The following is a 20,111-nucleotide window of genomic DNA, read 5'->3' as shown; positions in this document are numbered from 1 at the left end:
CAATGTGCTCGCGGACCCATTCGTCCGCCGCTGAAAAATCCTACGATCTCGCAATATAAGTACGTCGCATATCTATTCCGCTCGCTCGTTGAGTCTTACTGCAACAAAGCCATCAGAGTTTCTTGATGCACCTGTCAATTGAAATGCGCTTTTCCTGAATTTGATCTGACGTCGGGCCGGAAGCGATGACGATGATCCCCAGCCTCTGAAGCAGCCAGTAGAATCGCTTCATCGGATCGATTTCGCGGTCGATCGCCGGCGACAGAACACGCGGAAAAGCATGATGATTGTGATGCAGCGTGGCGCCAAGGGTCAGCGGAGACAGGAACGGCAAATTGGTCGACGCCCCCCCGGTCCGGAATTTGGCGGATCCGACTGCGTGACACAGACCATTGACCACAAATTCCGTGAAGAAGTACCCGATAAAAACGCGTAGTGCCCCGAAGTAGGCAAACCATTTCACCCCGAGGTCGACCCCGCCAAGGATGCATCCGAGTAGGAACGGCAAAACGAAGCCGCCATATGACAGGGCAACGAAGTGCTTGTCGTACCAGCGCACGAGCGGGTCGTCCAGCAAGTCGCTCGCATAGAACCGTTTTGCCGTCAGCACTCGGTCGAACTTCCATCCCATCGACGCCCACCAAAGTCCGATGGTTAGCACCGTCACACGCCCGCAGCCAAATCGTCTAGGCGTATGGGGATCTTTGCCAGGAATATCGACATGACGATGGTGCCGCTTGTGATTGGCTACCCATTGCACGATCGAGTCTTGGCAAAGGAGCGTGCCGACCATGGCCAGAAAACCGCGAACGAACGGCGTTGTCGTGAACGACCGATGCACGAAGTACATGTGATAGCCCGTGTTCGCACCGAGCGCGGTGGCGATAAACGCAACCGGTAACACGTATAGCGCGTCCCATGGCGACAGGGCGAGGCGTTGAATGGCAACGCCGGTGCCGGCCAGGACGAGTGCAATAGTCAGCCCAAAGTAGGCGAGACGTCCCAGATAAGCGCGTCCACGCAGGACAATGACTTCGCCATGATCGAAGGTTGTGTCATTTGTCACAGCACGCTCCAGATCAACATGGGTAAGGTGACGGACACGGCAATGACGGACAAGATCGAAGCAGCGATCTGTAGCCAATAGACTGGCGCGGTGCCAGGTTCACTGCGGTCGTCATCCCAGGATTTGTTGAGCCATCCGCTTAGCGTGCACGCGATGAAAAAGCAGTACGCCGACAGGGCGAACGGCGCCAAGATGTAGCCGGCGTTGCCGCCGAAAAGCCGTGGTAGCGCCATCGCCAACGCAAGCACGGAAACGCCACCGACACAGGTGGACAGATGCGCGATTCGCCAAAGCTCGGTGTTCTTTGCGTCACCCCGGCGTTTCGAGCGCCCGTGGGGAATGCCCAGCAGCGTGCCTGCGCAAAAAAGCACCAGACCCGAGCTCAGGTAGATCTGTTCCGATTGAGTTATTGTCATCGAGTCGCCTAGACTGTCACGAAGTTTGGCAGACCGGCTGGGCGACAAAATCGGCGACCCGTTGCACGACACGCTCGTCCTGCAAAATGCGCATATGTCCCAAGGTTCGGGTGCGGACCAACTCGGCACCGGCGATGCTGCGTGTGACTTTCTCGCCATCGGTGATGGGGATGTACTTGTCGGATTCATCGTGGATCAGCAGGCAGGGCGTCCGCAAGTCGGGGCCAATAGTATCGAAGGACAGTTCGGTCTCCGCGCAGTGATGGAGGCCTTGCATAATCGGGTACATCTTCTCGTGCGAGCGCCCCGGCAAGCGGACGAATCGGGCAAAGCCGCCAACCACGTGCCGCAGCGAAAACGGGCACGAGATCAGCACGGCCCGCTGCGCCTGAACGCCTTTTCGCATGGCGATCGCAACGGCTGCCGCGCCGAACGAATGTCCGACGATGCCATGAAGCGGACCGTATTGGCGGGCTGCGTGCTCGACGGCCTCGGAAAATTCGACTAGGGTCGTCCGCTTCTTGGCTGACGAGCCATGCGCCGGCCCGTCGAAAGTCACGACCCGGTAGCCCCTATCTAGCAGTTCGAGTGCGATTTTTCCGAGCTGGCCGCGCCGTCCTTGCCAGCCGTGAACCAGTAGCACTGTGGGACCTTTGCCTTCCCAGATCGTGGCGTCCAGATGTTCGCCGTCGAACCGGAGACTATCCGGCTTGCCAGATGCGCTCGCCGTACTCTCCCACTTCGCTGCTGGATAACGTCGCGGCGTGTAGAAGACGGAAACAGCCAAGCGCGCGGCTAAGCGCGGAGAAAGCGCGTCGAGAAGAGCGAAAAGCAATCGGAAGAATTTGAGTTGCATTAGCGTCTCCGAAGAAACCTGGTGAATGAGTCCAGCGTGAACAGCGTCACGTTCCAAGGGCCGCCTTCCGCAGCGCAGGCCAGCGCGCAGTTGGTCGGGGGAGGCAGCGAAACCACGAGCCAACGAGCATGTTCCACATGCACAATGTTCTCGTCGGAAGGAAGGGGCGGTAGCGTCGCCAGCCCTTGAAGCCCGGTTCCGAGCGCTTTCAGGAGCGCCTCTTTGCGCGTCCAGCACTCCCAGACTTGAAGCGGCGAAGTCAGCGCACGTTCTGACGCCTGGAAATGACGAGTCAACGCCAACGAGAAGGCAGGTGAATCTCTGATCGAATCGATATCGACGCCAATGCGCGCGGTGCGGGAAAACGCCAGCGCCACGCTGTGCACGCAATGTGAAACGCTGACATGAACGGGGTAACGGCGTTTTCCGCGCGGTCGTACCAGCCGTGGCTGGCCCGTTGCGTTCTTGCGCAGTTCGATATCGCGCCCCCGCTCGCCGGTATAGTGCGATGCCAGCTTTCGACCGGCGAAGCGGGACGCAAGATATCCGGTCCGGGCAGCGGCATCCACGTAGCTGCGCGCTGTCCGTCGCTCGCTATGCGTCAGGCCATCCCTGAACATTCCCGGAAGAATGCGGCCGCGCAGCGGGACGACGCCAGACATGGACGTGCCCGGGCCGCATAGGACCGAGTGATGAATGGCATTTCATCGCAGCTATCGTGCCACGCTCGGGGACGCGATCTTGCGCGCGGTCAGGCGAGCGAGATTGACTGTTCCCGTGTGAAATCCCACGACAAATATGCCCAGATACTTTTCGTACTTCTTGTAGACCGCTTCGCCGACCTGCGCAATCGCCTCGTCGCGGTGCTTGCGCAGGTTCGCGTACCACACCTGCAGCGTTCTTGCGTAGTGGTGCCGATCATTGCGCATCCGGGTGACTTCAAACAGGCCCTCGCACGCTGCCAGGATTTCCGACAGGCGCGGAAGCTCAGATTCCGGAAATATCTCTTCGACAAACGGATTCGGATTTTGCTCGTCGTAGTTTTCGTAAACGATGGACTGCAGGGACAGCGTGCAGTTGTCGCTCGCGTGTTCGTGGCACCACTTGAAGAAGCGTCGGTACGCTTCGATTTTTTGGGCCTTGGGTAGCCCGATTTTGGCGAAGTGCTCGAAGGCGCCGATCGAGACGATTGCGTCGTAGGACGCCTCGGGCGCATGATCGGCCCAACTCTCCAGCAGCACCGACACACGCTCGGACGCCGACTGAGCAACCCAATCCGCCTGCGCACGGCTCAGTGTCAGGCCGACCGCGTGTCCAACGCCGTAATGCGTGACGGCGCGTTCGAGCAGTGCCCCCCAGCCCGATCCGACGTCCAGTAAACGCGCCCTGCCGTGGGCTTGCGCTTCACTCAGGTGATAGTCGAACTTGCGCAATTGGGCGAGATGCAGCGTGTCGCCGGCGTCTTCGTCGTCCCACAGCGCGCAGGAATACGCCATCGATGAATCAAGCCACAGCGCATAGAAATCGTTGCTGACGTCATAGTGGGCTTGGATGGCTTGCTCGGAGGCGCCCGCAGAAGACGGGACAATGGAGCACAGGTTGTCAGCCACGGCGAGCCTCCGAATGTCGTTCCATTAGGTAAGCGGCCGCTTTTTCGATCGTCGGATACTCGTAAAGCAACGTGGGATCAACGTCGCACTTCAGCCAATCCATCAAGTCTCCGCTCAACGCGACCGCCGAGGCCGAATCGAGGCCGTACTTGCTCAGGACAACTGTGCGGGAAATCTTCTCCCGTTTCATGCCGCGCAGGTCGGCGATATATGACACAAACCATTCTTCCAACTGGGCTTGCGTGATGCTCTCGTTCGGAATAGCTGGTCCGATGGATGCGTTGGTATCGTGCATAGCAAATCTTAGTTGACGTTTGAAAAGGAGGCGGCTTGCTTTTTTGCTAGTGCATTGCGATCGGGCAGACAGACGTCGGTACACAGGCCGCAGAGCTGGAGCAAGCGAATCAAGCCGTAGCCGATATCCAGCTCCCACCATGCGTGTCCAAACCGTGCCGAACCAGGGTACGCATGATGATTGTTATGCCAGCCTTCGCCCATCGTGATCAGCGCGAGCCAGCCGATGTTGCGGCTGTTGTCTTCGCTCTTGTACCTGCGGCGCCCGAACACGTGATTGAGGGAGTTCAAGCCCCAAGTGATCTGATGAACGAAGCAAATCCTGAACAGCCCACCCCAGAGAATGCCCTCCATGGCGCCTTCCCAACCGCCGGGGCTGATCGCTCCCACGCCAGCCGGTATCGCCAAGCCAAGCAAGACCCACAGAAGGTAGTAGCGGTTCAGCAACATGACCAGGTCGTCCTGCAATATGTCCCTTGCAAACATCGGGACATTGGTCACCTCCGTCTTAAGCATCCATCCGAAGTGCGCATGCCACAGTCCCCTGATCGTTCCCGAGAGCCCGGCGCCGTGCGTACAGGGGGAGTGGCAATCGTCCCTGGTATCGCTGAACGCGTGATGGCGGCGGTGACTTGCGACCCAGAATAGCAACGGACCTTGCGCAGCCATCATGCCCAGTATCGCCAGTACGGCTTTGACGAGCACGTTCGGCTTGAACGACTTGTGAGTGAACAGACGGTGGAATCCGACCGTCAATCCGGCTGTAGTCAGTAGATAGAGTGGAACGCAGACAGCGACGGTAGTAACGCTGATTCCGCGCGTTAATGCCCAGTAGAGAGCCGCAGCCGCGCCAAGCATCGGCACGGTGACCGTCATCAACGCGACACGTTGCTGTGAGCGCGCCAGAACGGGGTTGTCGATGAGTATCTTCGCCATGATCTTTGATTTCCCTCAGTCGAGTTTTGACGTTGTCAATGGTCGAAGCTTTCTGGCCATGTACAACTGCCGAGTTGCGGAGCGGCTGATCTTTCCGCTGCTTGTGCGCGCAAGGCTTCCAGTCTTCACAGGGACAAAATCCGACAGGCAGACGCCGTGGTGTTGTAGAACCAAGTGCGAAACGAGCTCTCGTGTCTCGCGCAAGTCCACGGAACGCAAGGTCCGGGCGCTGATTTCCTGCACCAACACCACTTCCTCGCCCGAATCGCCTTCGACGCAAAAGGCCACTGCGCATTCGTGAGCGAGCCTCTGCTCGGCCTGTTCGGCGGTCGCCTCAATATCTTCCGGGAAAATGTTTCTGCCTCTGATGACGATCAGATCGACCAATCGGCCCGTGACAAAAAGCTGGGAGTCCAGCAGGAATCCCAAATCGCCGGTGCGGATAGAGAGTGGATGACCCCCGTGCGGCGCATCGGTACGTCGGTTCCAGTAACCACTTGAAACACTGGGGCTCCGGACTACGATTTCACCGACCTCTCCGTCCTCGCTCAGATCGTCCGAGTCGATACGTGCAATACGCACATCGGTGCCCTCCGCCGCAACGCCGGACGAAACAAGACTATCTTTCGCGGTAAGCGCGAACCTCTGCGTGCGGGAAATACGGGCGTCGGTGGGTTCGATGATCTCTGCGGGCCGCTCTCGATTCGCCGAGGCGACCAATAACGTCGCTTCTGCTAGTCCATAGCAGGGCACGAAGGCGGATCGCCTGAAGCCAGCATCGGAAAAGGCAGCTGCGAATGTATCCAGAGTGTCGGCCTTGACCGGTTCGGCTCCGATGAAGGCGACAGCCCAACTACTCAAATCCAGTCCCAAGCTCTTGGCGCTGTCCGCCTTAGCGAGACAGAGGTCATAGGCAAAATTCGGCCCCCCACTCGTCGTTGAACGGTATTTGTGAATGGCCTGAAGCCATCGCAAAGGACGCTGGACGAATGAAATGGGGCTGAACAGCGTGACAGGGAAACCGACGAAAAGCGGCTGCAGTATGCCGCCGATCAATCCCATGTCGTGATAGTGCGGCAACCAGATAACGCCCGAGCTATCGCGCGTATGACCGAACGCGCGTTCGATCTGCTTCAGATTGGCGAGCAGGTTGTCATGACTGACAATAACGCCTTTCGGATTTCCGGTGCTGCCTGATGTGTATTGCAGAAATGCGACCTCAAGATCTGCTTTACACGGCGAGACAATTGTCTGCTCGCATTCAAATGCGATATCCGTGGCGACAACGGTTGCCTGCATCGGATCAGGAAGTAACGCGCGAACTTGATCAAGAGTCGCCGTTTGGGACAATATGGCCGCTGGCGCGCAGTCGCGGATGACATGCGCGAGCCGTTGCATTTTGTCGTCCGCCTTCGGCAGCGGCAGCGGCACGGCAACCACATCCGCCAAGACGCAGGCGTAGAAGGCGCAAATGAACTCGAGGCCCGCAGGGTAGATTAGCAATACGCGCTGACCAGCCGGAATGTGGCATTTTATATCTGACGCCAATTGCTGCACGCGGCGAAACAGCTGTCCATAAGTCAGGCAGAGTTCGTCTCGGTCATTGGGCAAAAACCGGTATCCAATTTCGCCGGAGGCTTCGACGGCTCTCTGTTCAACAAGCTGTTTCAAGTTCACCGGCAACCCACTAATGTTAGGGTGAAATAATTTTGAAATTGGGAGCCATAGCCGATGAGACGGCCACAGACCTCTGTCGTCGGTCGTCTCCCAGCAACACCCACATCAAATTGTTTGTCAGACGAAATGCGGAGGGCGAATGATAACGAGGCCAGAGGGACTTTTGTTATCTCTTTATTTGGACCGGGCAGCTGAAAACCCTGTCCGCGGCAAGATCGGCACCAGCCGGCGATCTGACTTAAAACAAATCTTCTACAAACATTGTCAAATGTCGCCTCAATGCCCGGGCAGATTCAACGTAGAACCGTAAGAAATCCGTGCACGTTTACCACACGGGTATCTCTTTACAACCTATCTGATTGATAGGTGTATCTTGAAAATAAATTAAGGTGAAGTAACGGGCCTTTAAAACTGATGAATCGGAGGGTGGGGAAACAATTATGGCTGTTGATATGCATACGCCGTGTAACGAAAGGATATCGGTGTTTTCGATGAATGAGGCTGTCGCGCTCGACTACCGCCAGACGGATTGCCCAACCAAAGTTCTTATTTCGCCGGGAGATACGCAGGGACTCGATGCAGATTCCACACATTTCATCGTTGTGCAATCCGGTGAAGTGGATGTCTCACACGACGGAAGCGTCTATCGGTTACGGAGCGGGCAATTTGGTTGCTTTCCTGGCGCATTGTCGTTGAGAGGCAACGCCGAAGCCTGAGTTACCACGAGCCTCGGTTACAAGGGCGTAACTCTGATGGGCGGACCGATCGAGGACGTTGGTCGACTGCGCTATATCGATGGCTGTACGAGTAGCTTACTAATTTCATCACCTACTCGCGGCGAACCTTGCCTGAATTTTCTGCATTTGCCACTTCAGACTTCGCAAACGTTGCACACTCATCCGACCATACGGGTCGGGCTGATTCTTTCCGGTGACGGTCATTGCGACACACATCAGGGACTGCTGGAGTTTCGCGGTGGCACGGCTTTCGTGATTCCGCCTGGCGTTGCGCATAGCTTCCAAAGTGGAGAAGAAAACATGCGTATTGTCATATACCACCCAGATTCAGACTCGGGTCCGACGCACACTGACCATACAATGCTCAACCGGACATTCGTCGATGGTAAGAGAGCAAAAGCAAGCGCGCCGATGCCGCACGCCAGTTGATGTAGGTCAAGCGCTGCCGGCTGCGCGCAAATACAGTGATAGCAGCGGACGTCGCGCCGTAGCGGTGCCTGCAGTTGCGTGCCGTCTGTGGAGGGCAACGATCACGGCCAGGGAATGTTCCGGTTAATCCGGGCTGCGTTCACACCCCGGCTCGGCGTGCGCGCTTCGCGCACGCAACGAGTGACGCCCAATTGGCGGACGGAGCGCCCAGTGTCTGCCGCCGGAGAAGGAACATGACCGAGCATTGCGGGATTCTGATCGTTTACTACTCGCGAACCGGCACCACGCGACGTGTTGCCGAACTGCTCGCGTCCGAACTCGACGCCGACATCGAACCGATCCGCGAACGCGCCGGGCCAGGATCGCGTGATGGCGCACGCGGCTACGTCAGATCGGTGATCGATGCGCTGTGCCATCGGCGCGCCGCCGTGATGCCGGCGCTGCTCGACGTCGCCGCGTACGACCTGGTCGTCGTCGGTGCGCCCGTCTGGGCAGGCGGCGCGTGCGCGCCGGTTCGGGCGTGGCTGGAATCGAACGGAGGACAGATCCGTCACCTGGCGCTGTTCTGCTGCGAGGGCGCGCGCGGCAGCGGATCGGCGCTGAAGCAGATGTCGGAGGCGGCGGGCAAGACGCCGCTTGCGGCCTGCGTGATCAGCGGCAGCGATTTGTACCGCCGCAGGGACGCCGACAAACGCGACGCGTTCGCGCAGAAGATCAGGCAAAGAATGGCGGCGCGGCGGGAGACGGAGTGGCTGGTGTAGCGCGGGCGGTCGCACGCGCGGTCGGGAAGGATGCAACTAAACCCGCAGCGAACCGCGCAACGCGCCGAAGTCGGTGCGTGGATGACGGTGCACCGGCGTTGCGTCCGGTACCGTGAAAGCCGGCTTGTCGAGCTCCGGACGAATGACATCCGCGAGGTCGAAAGGGAAACGGTGACGCGCCGCGTCGTAGCGCCGTGCCGCTTCGTCATAGCGCTCGCGCGCGAAGGCGATGGATCAGCTTGCATGCTGGGCGGGCCGCTATCGTGAGGGAGTTGCGGAGCCGCTCGTCGAGCGCGCGATGCACGAACGTGCGCGCGCGGCGCAAGCAGCAGGGAGTCCCGATGAGCAGCAAGCTCAGTGAGATCGAAAGCCGCACCGCTTCGGCGCGGCAACTCGAAACGGTGATTGGCGCGATGCGCGGCATCGCCGCCGCGCGCGAGCGCGAGGCGCAGGCGCGGCTCGCGGGCATCCGCTCGACGGCGGCGACCGTCGGCGAGGCGATCGGGATGGTGCTGGCGGCGGCGCCGTCGGCCGACCCGGCGGCATCCGCGCCGCCGGAACACGCCGCGCGCATCATCATCGTGCTATGCACCGAGCAGGGTTTCGTCGGCGGCTTCAACGAGCATCTGCTGGCGCGCGTCGAACGATTGAGGGCGGACGAGCCGGGCGAGATTTTCATCGTTGGCACGCGCGGCGTGATGCTCGCCCAGGAACGCGCATTGCATTACGGCTGGTCCGTGGGAATGGCCTCGCACGCGGAGGACGTGATGCGCGTGGCCAGTCAGCTCGCGGACGCGGTGTTCGCGCGCTTTCGCGATCAGGCGTCGTCGCAGGTGTGGCTCGTGCACGCGACGCCCGGCCCCGGACTCGACGAGCGCATCGTGACGCGACGGCTGGTGCCGTTCGATTTCACGCGCTTCCGGGTGGCGTCGCGCGGGCAGGCGCCGCTTTTGAACCTGCCGCTCGACGGCTTGCTGAGGGGCCTCACCGAGCGCTACGTGTACCTCGAACTGTGCGAAGGCCTGATGCAGTCATTCGCGGCGGAAAGCGCGGCGCGCGTCGGGGCGATGCTGGCGGCGAGCCGTCATGTGAAGGACCGGCTGCAGGAACTCACGCGCGACTATCGGATCGTCCGGCAGGACGAGATCACCGCCGAAATCGCCGAACTGGCCGCGACGGGCGCCTGCGTGCCGCCGGCTACGTCGGCACGGGGGCAGTCGTGAAGCGCGCCGCGTGCTGGCTCTGCGTGTCGCTGCCCGGTTCGGTGACGTGCGTTTGAGCCTCGGCGGTGGAGCACGGACCGTGTCGTCCGATCGTTCAACTGGGGTCAGCCGATTCCTACGACCGGCGACGACGGACTAACCCCGTTTCCGCCGTCGCTGATTTAGATAACGCCAGCCGTTGCCGATAATAGATTCGACGACACGCCGCGATGTCCGGCGCCAAGGTCGGCGAGTCCAGGGAGGCGGCAATGAACGACACCATCATCCCGCTGCGCGCACTGGTCGAGAAATGGCTTGCGCCGACCGGCACGACACCGGCACACGTGGTGCGCACGGGCCGCCTGGCGATCACCCGGGCGCGGTATGTCTGGCTCGAAGGCGCGATTTCTTCGAGACCGCTGACGATTGTATTTTTCCGGCACGGCAAGGGTTCGTGGGACGTGTTTCCGCCCGTTGAACAGGCACCGGCAATGAGCGCGCGCTACTTCTAAGCGCCCACCGGTATCAACGGATCTGGTGAAGCATCGGCCAGCCGTGATCGACGCGGACGCGACCTCGGTCACGCGCGCAGATCAATGACCCCGCTTCGCGTCGGAACATGATCAGCGGGTCGCAAACGGCGCTGACTGCATCAGTGCAAGCACGGGTCGCCAGAACGCGGGGGAGTCGAACGCCGCCATCGGTACCGCGGTGTCGAATGACAAGGTCAACGCCTGTTCCGCCGGCGTCAGTGCGTCGGCGCTCGCGAGTTGACGCGCGAGCGTCGCGGTGTCGGCGTCGGACAGATCGCGCGGACCATGCCGGCGCGCTTCGACGCGTTGCGCGAGCACCGTTGGTTCGGCACGAAAGTCTAGAATGCGAGCCGGTACGCCAAGCCGTTGGGCGAGCGCGAAAAACGTGTCGCGGTGACGGAACTCGAGAAAGGTCGCGTCGACGATCGCGCTGTGGCCGCTTTGCAGCACGCGGTGCGCGAGTCGAAGAAGGTGGTCGTAGATCGCGTGACGTGCGGCTGGCGTGTAGTGTTCGGCGCCAGGCGAGGTTTGCGCGTCGGGCGCCGGCCGCGGACGCTTGCGTTCGGCATCGCTCGACACTCGCACCGCGCCGCACAGGTCCGCAAGGGCCCGGCTCGCGACCGATTTTCCCGAACCGGAGTAGCCATGACACAGCAGCAAAACGGGTCCCGGCTTCTGCGTTTGCGCGCGTGCCACCTCGAGGTAGCGCAGGGCCGGATCCGGGATGGCGACGTTGCCGCCCGCTACGTATCCCGCTTTCAGGCACGCGACCCACGCCCGCACCAGCGCGCGATAGGCGACGTACAAAGGCATCAGCGACAGCGCCGCATAATCGCCCGACGTTTCCAGCCAACGGTTCAACAGTCGATTGGCCAGACGGGGCTCCGCTCGCGCGCACAGGTCCATCACGAGAAACGCGACGTCCGCTGCGACGTCGATCCAGCGTAGCGCATCGTCGAAGTCGATACAGTCGAACATCGCGATTGCGCCGCGCCAGCGAACCACGTTGTCCAGATGCAGATCGCCATGGCAGCCCCGCACCAAACCCTCGGCGCGGCGCCGCCCGATCAGCGGCGCGAGTTGGTCGAGCTGTCGCGCGCACCACGCGGCAATGCCGGGCAGCGCGGGATGGCTGCAATTGGCCAGCAGCGCCGCGTTGATCGTTTCGATCTGCGTTCGCACCAGCGTGGCGCTGCCGTAGCGCGACGACGGCGCGTTGCGGGGCGCCCTCAGGTGATAGTCGGCGAGCCGCTTCGCCGCGCCGTCGATGTCGCGCGGCGTCAGTGCTCCCTTCGCCGCGAGACTCGAAAAGAGCATCGCCTCGTCGAAGCGGCGCATCTTGACCGCGTGATCGACTGTCACGCCGCCGTCCCCGAGTGTCAGCACGCCGGCGTGGCGCGCAATCGGCAGCACGCCGGCGTAAATACCTTGCGCGAGCGGCCGGTTCAGACGGAGCTGGGCTTCGCAGCAGCGCTTGCGGGTCGCGGTGGCGGTAAAGTCCGCGAAACCCGGGGCGACGGGTTTGATGATCTTGTACGCGAAGCGCCCGGCGAGATACACGACGGATATGTGCGTTTCGACCCGGACGATCCTGCCCGCTGGATGACGGTACGTGCCCGGCCTGCGCAGCGTCGCGTCGAGTCCGCGCACGCTGCGGCGCGCGGCGCGGACCCGGTTGGCGAGATGCTGGATGCCGCGCATGCCTGCATTGGCGCGTGGTGAAGAAAGCTTGCGGCTCCGTGGCGCACTCATGCCGGACTCCACCTCGCGGGCAGCTGCGCGCCCATTTCTCCGTGGCGACCGCTCAAGTCGACCGAGCCCGCGACAACCGGGCCGGAATTCGCGACGAGCGGCACGCCGGGCGCGCGTTCGACGATCACGCTGCGGCCGCCGAAACCAGGCATGACCTTGACGGCCTCGGCGAGCGCATTGATGCCATCGAGCAGCCATTGCCGGGCCTCATGGTGAAGCACGAGCGTCTCATTCGGCACGGTTGACCTCCGCGTGATGGGACGGCCGGCGCCCGCCTTGCGCGCGAGCCGGAATCGTCTACTCATTTAAGCCATCGGGTATGGTAACCGGCTTGATCTGTATCAACGAGGCGGTAGCCGGGCATCGCCAGTCGCTCGGCAACTGCCTGTACGCTTCCATACGAAATGGAGCGTGGGTCACCGATTGACCGCAGTCAAGCCGCGTGCGATCGTGGCAGCAACGCGCCGGTGGAGCAGCGGATGAAGCGATTCGATATTTTCAATGGCGATGCCGACGGCATCTGCGCGCTGCATCAGTTGCGGCTCGCCGAGCCTGCCGACACCATCCTGATCACGGGAGCCAAGCGCGAGATAATGCTTCTGCAACGCGCGAACGCGCAGCCGGGCGACAGCGTGACCGTGCTGGATATTTCGCTCGACTCGAACCGCGAGCCACTCATCGCGTTGCTGGATCTTGGTGTAAAGATCGACTATTTCGATCATCATTTCGCCGGTCCCATCCCCGCACACGCGCTGCTGACGACGCATATCGATACGTCACCGGATAGGTGCACTGCGCTGATCGTGGACCGCCATCTTCAAGGCCGGTACACGCGATGGGCGGTGGTCGCGGCCTATGGCGACAACCTGCATCGGGCAGCGCATCGGGCCGCCAGTGCGTGCGCGGTGAACTCGTCCGATGAGCGCAAACTGCGCGAACTCGGCGAAGCGATCAACTACAACGCCTACGGGGACAGCGTCGTCGATCTTGCCGTCGATCCTGTCGAGATGTATCGCGCCATTCAACCCTATTCGGACCCCCTCGAGTTCATTGCGTCGACCGGCGTGCTGCCCGAACTGCAGGCGCGACGAACGGAAGACCTCGAACTGGCCTTGGGACTCGCGGTAACGCGGCGGCTCGCCAATGGAACGCTGCACATTCTTCCCGACGCGGCGTGGGCGCGGCGCGTGCGAGGTGATTTCGCCAATCTCGTCGCGCGACGCGACCCGGCGCGAGCGCACGCGGTCCTGACGGCCGGCGCCGATGGCCGATACACGGCGAGCGTACGGGCTCCGCTCGATTGTCCGCGAGGCGCCGACGTCCTTTGCAGGAAGTTCGGAGGAAACGGCAGGGTCGCTGCCGCCGGTATCGACGGGCTCGATCGCGCGCGGCTCGACGAATTCGTGACAGCGTTCAGCGTTGCGTTTTGACGCGACGTTCGTGGAGCGGGTGACCGGTAATTCACCGCCGCATCGCAGTCGGCAGTGCGAATTCCCCAGATGGCGCATCGACATGGACGCCGTCACCGTCGCCTGGACAGCGGAGGGCGGCCTTGATGCTTGATGCAAATCAACGATGGTCCGCCGCTACGCATCGATCATTGGGCTGTACTCGAACCCGGGGCTAATCACGAGTGGCCGGATCTTTGCGATAGGCGCATGGCACGGCGGAATCGACGCGTTGCAACGACTGGTCGACGAGGACTTCGTCGCGGCGGCACGCCGCGCGAGCGGATTCGAAGTTGGCGCCGAAGGGAGCACGGCGACGCGTCCTTCAGCGCCTGTCAATTGCTTCGCCTCGCGCCTGCCTGCACCCCTGTGCGACAGCGCAGGGCACTCGATATGGAGATCACTATGCAAGCCTCGGACATCATGACGACCCGGGTGGTTTCAATCGCAGCGGAAAGTTCGGTCTATGACGCGGCAAAGCTGCTTGCCGACAGCCGGATCAGCGGCATGCCCGTCGTCGACGACGCAGGCAGCGTGATTGGCATCGTCAGCGAGGGCGATCTGCTCCGGCGCATCGAAACCGGCACCGAAACGCAGCGGCGCTCGTGGCTCGCGGAATTCCTCGCGCCTACGCGTCAACTCGCGGTCGAGTATCTGAAGGAGCGTTCGATTCGGGTGCGTGACGTGATGAGCGCCCCCGCCGTCACCGTCGACGAATCGACGCCGCTTGGCGCGGTCGCCGAACTGCTTGGGCGCAAGCACATCAAGCGGTTACCGGTCTTGAGCAAGGGCAAGCTCGTCGGCATCGTCAGCCGGGCCAATCTGGTGCGCGCGCTCGCGAGTTGCGCACCCGCGCAGCTCGATGCGCAACCGTCGGACGATCAGATTCGCAGCGCGATCACGAAGGAACTCGACGGACATCGTTGGGCGATGGCCGCCGACGACCTGATCGTCACGGACGGCGTCGCTCATTGCTGGGGAGCGGTGCGCTCCGAGGAAGAACGTCAGGCGATCCTCGCCGCCGCCGCGCGGGTGCCAGGGGTAAAAGGCGTAAAGGATCATCTGGAATATTCGGTCGCGTTCACGCCTATGTGAACAGGGGCGCGGCAAATCGCGGTCATTCCGGCATGCCCTGCACGCCGTGCCGCGCCATGGTCCCGACGCAGTGCCTGGACCTCGACCGTCCGTTCCAGACGTCGCAGTTCTTCCGCTCGATGACGATCTTCGCGCCATCGCGCTACAACCGTGATTTTCTGATCACGGTCAACGACGAGTTCGCATTCGTGCCGGGGTTTTCGTCGGATGGCGCCCCGGGGTTCTCGGGCACGTGCTTCGGAAGCGGTGGGGTATCGGCATCGCCGGCGAGACCCGTGAAAACTTCTCCGTTCAGGAGGACGCTTGATGCGGCCGATTGATGGCATAGTGGCTCTGGCAACGCGCACCGACGTTGCGGGAGGAAAAGCGATGGGCAACCTGTTTCGCGACCGCGCCGACGCTGGCAGACAACTGGCCCACGCACTGCGCGAGTATCAGGGTCGCGGCGATCTGGTGGTGCTGGCTCTGCCGCGCGGCGGCGTTCCTGTCGCGTTCGAAGTCGCACGGGCATTGCATGCGAAGCTCGACGTTCTCGTCGTCAGAAAGCTTGGGGCGCCGCAAGACGAGGAACTGGCGATGGGCGCCATCGCGACGGGGGGCGCCCTTCATCTGGAAAGGTCGGTGCTTCGCGAACTGCAAATCCGTGACGCCCAATTGGCCGACGTGATCGCGCGCGAAACAGCCGAACTCGCGCGCAGGGAACTGGCGTACCGTGGGGAATGCCCGCCGGTGCCAGTACAGGGCAAGACGGTGATCGTGGTCGACGACGGCATCGCGACGGGGGCATCGATGCATGCGGCGCTCGACGCACTCCGCAGCAGACATCCCGCTCGGATCGTGGTGGCGGTCCCGGTGTCGCAATCCGATGCGTGCACGGCATTCGAAGGAATCGCGCACGCGTTCGTGAGCGTGCTGCAGCCGGATTGGTTGATGGGGATCGGCGGGTTCTATGTGAATTTCGACCAGACGACCGATGAAGAAGTCCGCGCCTGTCTCGCCGCCGCGCGCGGTTGGGGGCCCGAGCAGGGCTCGGACTCGGCCGGCTGACGGCGCAACGAAGGCAGACACGGCGGCGGCCCGTGTCGAACATGGGGCATCTACCGACGGCTCACGTTCCGACCGACACGTACAAGAGCACGATCGGCGCCTTCGAACCATTTGGTGTCGCCGAGTGTAATGGCGCGCCATAGGTGCAGCGCAAATCCACGAATCTCGACCATTGGACGCGCACGCCCGCGCCGACGCCCGCGAGCAGACCGGGGTTATTTTCGGCTGGCTGGTCGATCGTGCTCCATACGCGGCCCGCATCGAAAAACACAAAGGGTTGCACGACTGCGTTGCTCGCGCCGAGCGAGATCGCAGGCGTGCGCACCTCGGTCTGAATGTTCCAGCCGCGATCGCCCTGCGTGACGTATGGGTCGTAGCCTCGCACACTGGACTCCCCGCCGAGCCCCATCTCCTCGCTCGGTAATAACGTGTTCGGCGTCCACTGGAACGTTCCGTTCGTGATCAGCGTGAAGCCAGCCCCAAGCGCGGTGGCACGAGACGCTGTCAACTGCATATAGACGTAGCGGGCCGTCGCGCCCTGCCGCGCGGCGTTAAATGCCGAATCCTGATTGTTGCCATCCAGTCCGCCCGGACTGGCGACGAGTGTCGCCGCGGCGTGCGCCGTGCCAGCCTCGGTCGGTTTGCTGATGTCGTAAGACAACGCGAACTGATGTATGTGCGTATTCGAGTTGAAAACCTGGGAGCCGCCAAATTCCAGATCGTTGTTGCTGCGCTTGAAGTCGTATCCGATCTGGATCAACTGTGTCGTGTCCGTGATGGTCGGCAGACGCAAGTCGTAGCGAAAGCTGAGCTGCGCAGAAATGCCCGTTTGCCCATACGTGTCGGGCAACCGTGGCGTGCTCTGCGCGTAGACGCCGAACAACTCGATACTGTCGAGCCAAGGCAGCGGCGCCGTGTAGTTCAGCGCGTGCGCGGTGAAGCGGGCGCGGTTCGGGCGGCCTTCGATATTCGGATTGCCGCTGAAAAAATCGTTGCTGGCCGTGAATTGATAGGCGATCTGCTGATCGAGACCAAGCAGGTTCCCGTAGCCTATGCCTGCAAAGAACCGATCACGGCCGAGCTCCGGCACGCCTTCATTGTCGTAACCCGCGCTTACGCGAAGCGGCAGCCGGTCTTCGGTTTGCAACACGACGTCGGTCGTGTCGGCGGCCTCACCGGGCGCAAAAACAGCATCGACCCGTCGATAAGGATTCGCGTTGAGCACCGCAAGTCCTTTCGAGACCGCCGATTGCAGGATCGGTCCGCCGGGCTCGAGCGGCATTTCACGTTCGAGAAGCCTGCTCGAAAAGTAGATGTTGCCGCTGGCATGAACCCGACCCAGTCTGAATTCGGCAATGGCGATACGCACGACACCCGAGCTCACGTCCTGTTCCGGCACGTAGACGTCGACGAGCGGCTTTCCCGCCGCCCGATAACGCGCGACCACGGCGCGGCGTATCTCGGCGAGGCGGCCGAAGGTCAGCGGCTTGTCGAGGTCCGTGGCGAAGCTCTGCAGGAAGGCGGCGTCGAGTACGGGCAATCCTTGCGCGACGATACGACCTTGCTGCCTCGACGATGCCGCCGCGGACGCGCCGGCCGGTTCGAAGACGAGCCCGGCAAGCCGCTCGACAGCGATCCGTGCGGACTCGGCCTGTGCTTCCGGGGAGGAGGGTGACGACGCGCTTCGCGGCGCCTGCGGTGCGGGTTGCGGCGCGAGGTCGCGCCATGCCTGTGCCGCTACTGGTGAGGTCTGCATGACGCCCGCAATGCACGTTGCGATCATCAGGACAGCAGTGCAGGCGGCGGATCGCGATTTCATCGATCGCTTATATGCAAAGCGCTGTGCCTATTGGCAGGCTGGCCGCAGGCTGCGGCGACCAGCAGGCCGCCGCCCTCAACCCGATGTCGCGCATGCAGTACGAGCCTTCCGTCGTTCATGGCGATACCTATTAACGGGTGTGGTGCATCGAATCCGGAGCCGCACGTCGAAATTATTCTAGTCGAAGCGCCTGCGCGAGTTTCCAAAAGCGACCCGAACCCTCTTCACACCTCGCGAATGCTATCGAGGAAACATTTAGTAAGGGTTTCCACGATATGTACTGACCCGCGTCTTGTCTTTACTCTTCTAGACTTGTCATACAACATGCGCGATGACGATTCTCTCGTGCGCCTACAACTATTTGTCCGGAGGGGACTCCATGTCCAAGCTGTCGTGCGATCTTGATAAAAATGCGCCCGCAACTGGCGACACCTTGCGCATTTCGCGCCGTGGCTTCATTGGCCTCGGAGGCGCGCTCGCCGGCAGCGCACTCCTGCAGGCTTGCGGCGGCGGAGTTTCCGCTGCCGCGGCAGGCGGAAGCAGTAGTTCCACGCCAGCGACGGGAAGCGCGCCGTCAACGGCTGCGGCCGACCCGATCTGGGGTCCCAACGGCTCAGCGACGAACATCATTAATGCGCTGCAGAAAATCACGCAGAGCGCGTTCCCGGCCGTCGATTTCCAGGTCGAACAGTACGGTGCGCAACCGTGCGCGGTCATTGCCCAGGCCAACCCCTACACCGGCAGTTCATCGCCCCTGAGTACGGGGGCCGGCGCGACCAACGCACCGGGATCGTTCGATTCACGTCCCGCTTTCCTCGCGGCAATCGCAGCCTGCAGTGCAGCCGGTGGCGGCCGGGTCGTGGTGCCGGCGGGCACGTGGTATTGCGCGGGTCCCATCGTGCTGCAGAGCAACGTCAACTTCCATCTGAGTGCGAACTGCACGATCTATTTCAGCCCGAATCCCGCCGACTATGCGAAGGACGGTCCGGTCAACTGCGGCGCCAACGGCAATCTGTACTACAGCCGCTGGCAGGCGAACGACTGCCTGAACTTCGGCTCGCCCGTGTACGCGCGAAATGCGAGCAACATCGCGGTGACTGGCGAAGGCCCGACCTCGGTGCTGAACGGTCAGGCGATGACGCCGTTCGCCGGAAGCGGAAACACCAGCACTTGCTGGTGGACCTACAAGGGTTCCAGCGGCGCATACGGCTGCGCGGGGTCGACCACGCCATCCCAGGCCTATACGAATCCGAATAACGTCGATCTGATGGTGGTCGCCCCCACCATTTCGGCCGCGCTCTACACGCTATTGACCAATCCGGCTACGCCGTGGCAGCAAGACCAGAACTACCTGCCGGCGCTCTCCGAAGCGGGCGTGCCGGTCGCGCAGCGAATCTTTGGTCTCGGCCACTATCTGCGGCCGTGTATGGTTGAGTTCATCGGTTGCACGAACGTGCTGATGGAAAACTACCGAACCAACAATACGCCGTTCTGGCAGCATCATCCGACGGACTGCACGAACGTCGTGATCCGTGGCGTGACAGCCGACAGTATCGGACCGAACAACGACGGCTTCGACCCCGACGCCTGCAACACGGTGCTGTGCGACAGCGTAACGTTCAACACCGGCGACGACTGCATCGCGATCAAGTCAGGCAAGGATCTCGACACGGAGTACGGACCCGCGCAGAACCATGTGATCCAGAACTGCATGATGAATAGCGGTCACGGCGGCATTACGCTCGGCAGCGAGATGGGTGGCGGCGTGCAGAACATCTACGCGCGCAATCTGACCATGCTCAATCAGTTCTGGGCAACGAATTCGCTGAACATCGCGATCCGTATCAAGACGAACATGAACCGTGGAGGCTACGTCAAGAACTTCTACGTGAACGGCGTCACGCTCCCGCACGGCGTGAGCCTGACAGGTGGAGGCTACGGCAGCAAGATGCTGACGGGCAGTCCGATCAACGGCACCGTGCCCATCGGTGTGGCCACCGCAACAGCCGCCAACCCGTCCGCGTCTCAAGGCGGCCTGATCACGTTCGATTGCGATTACCAGCCTGCCGCCGATGCGATTCGCACACGCCCCGCGCTCATTGACAACGTCAACATCACGAACGTCAATGCTTCGAACGTGACATTGGGCAGTACAACCGGCTCCTGTTTCCAGGCCGTCGTTGCGCAAGGTCCAGTTGCGTTCGACTACAACGGTCCGGCGCCTGCGCCGACCGTACCGGCAATCACGGGAGTGACGATTTCCAACTGCGACTTCGGCACGCCTGTGGCCGCAGGCCCCGCGAGCGCCAGCACGCCGGGTCCGATCTACCTCTACAACGTGCACGACATTACGTTGCAGAACGTGATCATCGCTGGGCAGACGCTGAATCAGACGCTGTCGGATCCGCGTTAAATACGACGCACCAAAGAGCG

General features: G+C 61.9%; 21 protein-coding genes. 10 read left to right on the top strand and 11 right to left on the bottom strand.

Annotated elements, in window-relative coordinates:
• Window positions 1-112: 112 nt before the first annotated feature.
• Genes OKW27_RS02425 through OKW27_RS02390 form a run of 8 tightly spaced genes read right to left on the bottom strand, consistent with a single transcriptional unit; the run spans window position 113 to window position 6,849 of the window.
• On the bottom strand, window positions 113-1,066 hold the full coding sequence (locus OKW27_RS02425; protein ID WP_429332418.1) for a fatty acid desaturase: 954 nt from the start codon (window positions 1,064-1,066) through the stop codon (window positions 113-115).
• Window positions 1,063-1,482, bottom strand: coding sequence for a hypothetical protein (locus OKW27_RS02420; protein WP_184052544.1), 420 nt, complete (start codon window positions 1,480-1,482; stop codon window positions 1,063-1,065). The genes OKW27_RS02425 and OKW27_RS02420 overlap by 4 nt, the downstream gene beginning before the upstream one ends.
• A 16-nt stretch (window positions 1,483-1,498) precedes the next feature.
• Window positions 1,499-2,338, bottom strand: a complete 840-nt coding sequence (locus OKW27_RS02415) for an alpha/beta hydrolase (RefSeq protein WP_429332417.1) — start codon at window positions 2,336-2,338, stop codon at window positions 1,499-1,501.
• Complete coding sequence (locus OKW27_RS02410; protein ID WP_429332416.1) at window positions 2,338-3,000, bottom strand: 4'-phosphopantetheinyl transferase family protein; 663 nt, start codon at window positions 2,998-3,000, stop codon at window positions 2,338-2,340. Before OKW27_RS02410 ends, OKW27_RS02415 begins: the two co-directional genes overlap by 1 nt.
• 51 nt (window positions 3,001-3,051) lie before the next feature.
• Window positions 3,052-3,948, bottom strand: a complete 897-nt coding sequence (locus tag OKW27_RS02405) for a class I SAM-dependent methyltransferase (protein ID WP_429332415.1) — start codon at window positions 3,946-3,948, stop codon at window positions 3,052-3,054.
• Window positions 3,941-4,243 carry an acyl carrier protein gene (locus OKW27_RS02400; RefSeq protein WP_184011839.1) on the bottom strand — a complete coding sequence of 101 codons (303 nt, stop codon included), beginning with the start codon at window positions 4,241-4,243 and terminating at the stop codon, window positions 3,941-3,943. The genes OKW27_RS02405 and OKW27_RS02400 overlap by 8 nt, the downstream gene beginning before the upstream one ends.
• Before the next feature lie 8 nt (window positions 4,244-4,251).
• Window positions 4,252-5,178: an acyl-CoA desaturase gene (locus tag OKW27_RS02395; RefSeq protein WP_429332414.1), complete on the bottom strand. Its 927-nt coding sequence runs from the start codon at window positions 5,176-5,178 to the stop codon at window positions 4,252-4,254.
• A gap of 15 nt (window positions 5,179-5,193) precedes the next feature.
• Window positions 5,194-6,849 (bottom strand): fatty acyl-AMP ligase, encoded by a 1,656-nt coding sequence (locus OKW27_RS02390; protein ID WP_429332413.1) that lies wholly within the window; start codon window positions 6,847-6,849, stop codon window positions 5,194-5,196.
• Window positions 6,850-7,295: 446 nt separating this feature from the next.
• Here OKW27_RS02390 and OKW27_RS02385 point away from each other — a divergent pair, with 446 nt between their 5' ends.
• The 5 genes from OKW27_RS02385 to OKW27_RS02365 all read left to right on the top strand — a co-directional run bounded on the left by OKW27_RS02385 (window position 7,296) and on the right by OKW27_RS02365 (window position 10,496).
• Entirely contained in the window at window positions 7,296-7,571 is a 276-nt protein-coding gene (locus OKW27_RS02385; RefSeq protein ID WP_429332412.1) for a hypothetical protein, read from the top strand.
• 36 nt (window positions 7,572-7,607) lie between these two features.
• Window positions 7,608-8,021 (top strand): cupin domain-containing protein, encoded by a 414-nt coding sequence (locus tag OKW27_RS02380; protein WP_429332411.1) that lies wholly within the window; start codon window positions 7,608-7,610, stop codon window positions 8,019-8,021.
• A 233-nt stretch (window positions 8,022-8,254) separates the two neighbouring features.
• Window positions 8,255-8,782 (top strand): flavodoxin family protein, encoded by a 528-nt coding sequence (locus OKW27_RS02375; protein ID WP_429332410.1) that lies wholly within the window; start codon window positions 8,255-8,257, stop codon window positions 8,780-8,782.
• Window positions 8,783-9,123: 341 nt separating this feature from the next.
• The gene (locus OKW27_RS02370) at window positions 9,124-10,005 is read left to right on the top strand and encodes a F0F1 ATP synthase subunit gamma (protein ID WP_429332409.1); all 882 of its coding nucleotides are present in this window, start codon (window positions 9,124-9,126) and stop codon (window positions 10,003-10,005) included.
• A 209-nt stretch (window positions 10,006-10,214) separates the two neighbouring features.
• Window positions 10,215-10,496 carry a hypothetical protein gene (locus OKW27_RS02365; protein WP_429332408.1) on the top strand — a complete coding sequence of 94 codons (282 nt, stop codon included), beginning with the start codon at window positions 10,215-10,217 and terminating at the stop codon, window positions 10,494-10,496.
• A 111-nt stretch (window positions 10,497-10,607) separates the two neighbouring features.
• Here the strand turns inward: OKW27_RS02365 and OKW27_RS02360 are convergent, their stop codons facing one another.
• Both OKW27_RS02360 and OKW27_RS02355 read right to left on the bottom strand, forming a co-directional pair.
• Window positions 10,608-12,269 (bottom strand): AAA family ATPase, encoded by a 1,662-nt coding sequence (locus OKW27_RS02360; protein ID WP_429332407.1) that lies wholly within the window; start codon window positions 12,267-12,269, stop codon window positions 10,608-10,610.
• Window positions 12,266-12,574, bottom strand: coding sequence for a hypothetical protein (locus OKW27_RS02355; RefSeq protein WP_176078841.1), 309 nt, complete (start codon window positions 12,572-12,574; stop codon window positions 12,266-12,268). Before OKW27_RS02355 ends, OKW27_RS02360 begins: the two co-directional genes overlap by 4 nt.
• 174 nt (window positions 12,575-12,748) lie before the next feature.
• Between OKW27_RS02355 and OKW27_RS02350 the strand changes: the two genes are divergently transcribed.
• From OKW27_RS02350 to OKW27_RS02335, 4 genes are all read left to right on the top strand, one after another.
• Window positions 12,749-13,699 (top strand): acetyltransferase, encoded by a 951-nt coding sequence (locus OKW27_RS02350; protein ID WP_429332406.1) that lies wholly within the window; start codon window positions 12,749-12,751, stop codon window positions 13,697-13,699.
• Between the two features lie 423 nt (window positions 13,700-14,122).
• On the top strand, window positions 14,123-14,812 hold the full coding sequence (locus OKW27_RS02345) for a CBS domain-containing protein (protein ID WP_429332405.1): 690 nt from the start codon (window positions 14,123-14,125) through the stop codon (window positions 14,810-14,812).
• A 56-nt stretch (window positions 14,813-14,868) separates the two neighbouring features.
• Complete coding sequence (locus tag OKW27_RS02340; protein WP_429332404.1) at window positions 14,869-15,132, top strand: hypothetical protein; 264 nt, start codon at window positions 14,869-14,871, stop codon at window positions 15,130-15,132.
• Window positions 15,133-15,181: 49 nt separating this feature from the next.
• Complete coding sequence (locus OKW27_RS02335; protein ID WP_429332403.1) at window positions 15,182-15,859, top strand: phosphoribosyltransferase; 678 nt, start codon at window positions 15,182-15,184, stop codon at window positions 15,857-15,859.
• Between the two features lie 61 nt (window positions 15,860-15,920).
• Here the strand turns inward: OKW27_RS02335 and OKW27_RS02330 are convergent, their stop codons facing one another.
• Window positions 15,921-17,642: a ShlB/FhaC/HecB family hemolysin secretion/activation protein gene (locus OKW27_RS02330; RefSeq protein WP_429332830.1), complete on the bottom strand. Its 1,722-nt coding sequence runs from the start codon at window positions 17,640-17,642 to the stop codon at window positions 15,921-15,923.
• Between the two features lie 415 nt (window positions 17,643-18,057).
• On the opposite strand from OKW27_RS02330, the gene OKW27_RS02325 reads away from it, so the two are divergent.
• Window positions 18,058-20,091, top strand: a complete 2,034-nt coding sequence (locus OKW27_RS02325) for a glycoside hydrolase family 28 protein (protein WP_429332402.1) — start codon at window positions 18,058-18,060, stop codon at window positions 20,089-20,091.
• The last annotated feature ends 20 nt before the right edge of the window (window positions 20,092-20,111 follow it).

Origin of the sequence: Paraburkholderia sp. 35.1, from assembly GCF_050436525.1 — a bacterium.
Classification (GTDB): domain Bacteria; phylum Pseudomonadota; class Gammaproteobacteria; order Burkholderiales; family Burkholderiaceae; genus Paraburkholderia; species Paraburkholderia tuberum.
Note: the sequence above shows the minus strand (reverse complement) of the source record. Positions and strands in the feature narration are given on the sequence as shown.

Excerpts from the sequence above, each read along its gene's own strand:
- OKW27_RS02420 (WP_184052544.1), bottom strand. The coding sequence starts at position 1,482 with ATGACAATAACTCAATCGGAACAGATCTACCTGAGCTCGGGTCTGGTG.
- OKW27_RS02380 (WP_429332411.1), top strand. The coding sequence starts at position 7,608 with ATGGGCGGACCGATCGAGGACGTTGGTCGACTGCGCTATATCGATGGC.
- OKW27_RS02360 (WP_429332407.1), bottom strand. The coding sequence starts at position 12,269 with ATGAGTGCGCCACGGAGCCGCAAGCTTTCTTCACCACGCGCCAATGCA.
- OKW27_RS02400 (WP_184011839.1), bottom strand. The coding sequence starts at position 4,243 with ATGCACGATACCAACGCATCCATCGGACCAGCTATTCCGAACGAGAGC.
- OKW27_RS02325 (WP_429332402.1), top strand. The coding sequence starts at position 18,058 with ATGTCCAAGCTGTCGTGCGATCTTGATAAAAATGCGCCCGCAACTGGC.
- OKW27_RS02330 (WP_429332830.1), bottom strand. The coding sequence starts at position 17,642 with ATGATCGCAACGTGCATTGCGGGCGTCATGCAGACCTCACCAGTAGCG.
- OKW27_RS02410 (WP_429332416.1), bottom strand. The coding sequence starts at position 3,000 with ATGTCTGGCGTCGTCCCGCTGCGCGGCCGCATTCTTCCGGGAATGTTC.
- OKW27_RS02355 (WP_176078841.1), bottom strand. The coding sequence starts at position 12,574 with ATGAGTAGACGATTCCGGCTCGCGCGCAAGGCGGGCGCCGGCCGTCCC.
- OKW27_RS02350 (WP_429332406.1), top strand. The coding sequence starts at position 12,749 with ATGAAGCGATTCGATATTTTCAATGGCGATGCCGACGGCATCTGCGCG.
- OKW27_RS02370 (WP_429332409.1), top strand. The coding sequence starts at position 9,124 with ATGAGCAGCAAGCTCAGTGAGATCGAAAGCCGCACCGCTTCGGCGCGG.
- OKW27_RS02395 (WP_429332414.1), bottom strand. The coding sequence starts at position 5,178 with ATGGCGAAGATACTCATCGACAACCCCGTTCTGGCGCGCTCACAGCAA.
- OKW27_RS02375 (WP_429332410.1), top strand. The coding sequence starts at position 8,255 with ATGACCGAGCATTGCGGGATTCTGATCGTTTACTACTCGCGAACCGGC.
- OKW27_RS02415 (WP_429332417.1), bottom strand. The coding sequence starts at position 2,338 with ATGCAACTCAAATTCTTCCGATTGCTTTTCGCTCTTCTCGACGCGCTT.
- OKW27_RS02340 (WP_429332404.1), top strand. The coding sequence starts at position 14,869 with ATGGTCCCGACGCAGTGCCTGGACCTCGACCGTCCGTTCCAGACGTCG.
- OKW27_RS02345 (WP_429332405.1), top strand. The coding sequence starts at position 14,123 with ATGCAAGCCTCGGACATCATGACGACCCGGGTGGTTTCAATCGCAGCG.
- OKW27_RS02385 (WP_429332412.1), top strand. The coding sequence starts at position 7,296 with ATGGCTGTTGATATGCATACGCCGTGTAACGAAAGGATATCGGTGTTT.
- OKW27_RS02335 (WP_429332403.1), top strand. The coding sequence starts at position 15,182 with ATGGGCAACCTGTTTCGCGACCGCGCCGACGCTGGCAGACAACTGGCC.
- OKW27_RS02365 (WP_429332408.1), top strand. The coding sequence starts at position 10,215 with ATGTCCGGCGCCAAGGTCGGCGAGTCCAGGGAGGCGGCAATGAACGAC.